Origin of the sequence: Nesterenkonia alkaliphila (genome assembly GCF_009758175.1) — a bacterium.
Lineage (GTDB): Bacteria > Actinomycetota > Actinomycetes > Actinomycetales > Micrococcaceae > Nesterenkonia > Nesterenkonia alkaliphila.
This window is the reverse complement of the sequence record NZ_WRPM01000019.1, coordinates 1-2,158: the sequence shown is the minus strand read 5'-3', so window position 1 is coordinate 2,158 and position 2,158 is coordinate 1. Positions and strand designations below refer to the sequence as shown.

General features: G+C 60.6%; 1 protein-coding gene. It reads left to right on the top strand.

What is annotated here, in order from left to right; translation table 11 throughout:
• Positions 1-607 precede the first annotated feature (607 nt).
• On the top strand, positions 608-2,038 hold the full coding sequence (gene ltrA / locus GNZ21_RS02690; protein WP_188503832.1) for a group II intron reverse transcriptase/maturase: 1,431 nt from the start codon (positions 608-610) through the stop codon (positions 2,036-2,038).
• Positions 2,039-2,158: the final 120 nt, after the last annotated feature.

Here is a 2,158-nt window from a genome sequence, read left to right as displayed (position 1 = left end):
GTGCGCCATGAGGCGCTGTGTGTGCGGATGGGGGTGAGAGACCCCTGTGGCCTGGTCGTCGCAGCGACTGGGTACAAGTTGAGGGCAGCCTGATCCAGGAGACGCTGGTGAGGGTGGAAAGCAGCCCTGACAACGCCGGAACGTGCTGGCACTACCAGACAGTGCGGGTTCGGCAAACGAGGTAGGAAGGTGTAACGAGAGTGAACCAGTGGTTGACCCTCCGTAATCGTGGAACCGGCTCAAATCTGGTGGATGTGGGCCGGGCAGCAGCAGACGCTTCACGGACGAACGGTGAAGCGACTCCAGCACTGGGAAGTGACGCCGGTGTTGGTGGCTGTGAGGAATCTCTGCGGCGTACTCACAGACAAGCTGCCGGAGAAGAGCTGGGCACCGCCCCTACCAACCGTCGCACAGGGAACATGGGAACCCTGTGGTGTCTGCCCTTCCAAGTCCGCAGCCAGTGGTCTGGCGGGCAGGGCCGTCGTCGCCTAATGGGCGCCACAGGGGGCGGAGCCGTCGTAGTAGTCCGAGTGTGGGAAAGCCACATACATGGCGAAGGACGGCAGCGAGTCCGCAGTTTTGGTTCTGTAAGGCCAGGAGGTCGCCGGTGAATATCGACGCTCCTTTCCCCGGCCTCGTTGAGGCTCGGGAGCGGGTACTGGGAATACAGCTCAAACTGCATCAATGGTCGAAGCAGGACGCCACGGCCTGTTTCAGCGACCTGTTTAATCTCGTGGCTGACCCTGCTTTCCTGCGCGTAGCGTGGGAGCGGGTTGCAGGAAACACTGGGGCGCGCTCAGCAGGAGTTGATGGGCTGACAGCTCGTCGGCTTGTCGCTGAGGGGACCTGGCTGCAGTTTCTGACCGATCTTCGCCACCGGGTGAAGGCGCGTCAGTTCCAGCCCTCGCCGGTGAAGCAGCGACTGATACCGAAGCCTGGAGGGAAGTTCCGCCCCTTGGGTATCCCTACCGTTGCTGATCGGGTGGTCCAAGCGGCCCTGGTGCTGGTGTTAGAACCGATCTTCGAAGCTGACTTCCATGCCTCGTCCTACGGGTTCCGCCCCGGGCGGCGGGCGATGGATGCTGTGGCCGAGATTAGGATGTTCGCCTCGAATTCCTATGAATGGGTTTTCGAAGGTGACATCAAGGCCTGCTTCGATGAGATCGACCATACGGCCCTGCTGGGCCGGGTACGTGGTCGTATTGGTGATAAGCGAGTGATCGCTCTGATCAAAGCGTTCCTCAAAGCCGGCGTCCTCAGCGAGGACCAGACTCTGAGACGCACAGACACCGGAACTCCGCAAGGCGGGATCCTCTCGCCTCTGCTGGCCAACATTGCCTTGGAAGTACTCGATGAGCACTTCGCTCGGGTTTGGGCTGAAAACAGTTCTTCCCGGGTCGATCGTGCCCGTCGCCGCCGACACGGACTACCCACTTACCGGCTGGTCCGCTATGCAGACGATTTTGTCGTGCTTATCAGCGGTGAACGTGAACACGCGGAAGCACTGTATGACCAGATTGCAGACGTCCTGGCCCCTATGGGGCTGCGTCTATCAGAGGAGAAGACTTTCGTCGTCGGCATCGATGAGGGCTTCGACTTCCTGGGGTTCCGCATCCAGCGGCACTACAAGCCAGGAACGTCGAAGCAGTTCGTCTATACCTTCCCGTCACGGAAATCTGTGGCAGCGATCAAGCAGAAGGTCAAGACGATCACCACGCAGGGAACACACAAGCCGCTGGTAGAGATTCTCAGGCAACTGAATCTCATCTTGCCTGGCTGGACACGGTACTTCCAATACGGGGTCTCAGCCCATACTTTCGCGTATCTGCGCCATTACACCTGGCGCAGAGTCGTGATCTGGTTGAGGAACAAACACCGTAAGACCAACTGGAGGGCCCTCCGAGACCGGTACGGCCCCATGGGGTGGTGGCCGGTGGACGAGGGCGTGGAGCTGTTCAATCCCGCTGCAATACCGGTAAGCCGGTACCGCTACCGAGGAGACATCCCCACACCGTGGACCCAACCAGCACCTGCATGAGCATTGGCATGGGCTCGTGGAGAGCCGGATGCGGTGAAAGTCGCACGTCCGGTTCGGGAGGCGGCCCAGGGAAACAGACCAGCCGAAACGCTGATACTGCGCCCTGGGCCGACCTCACCT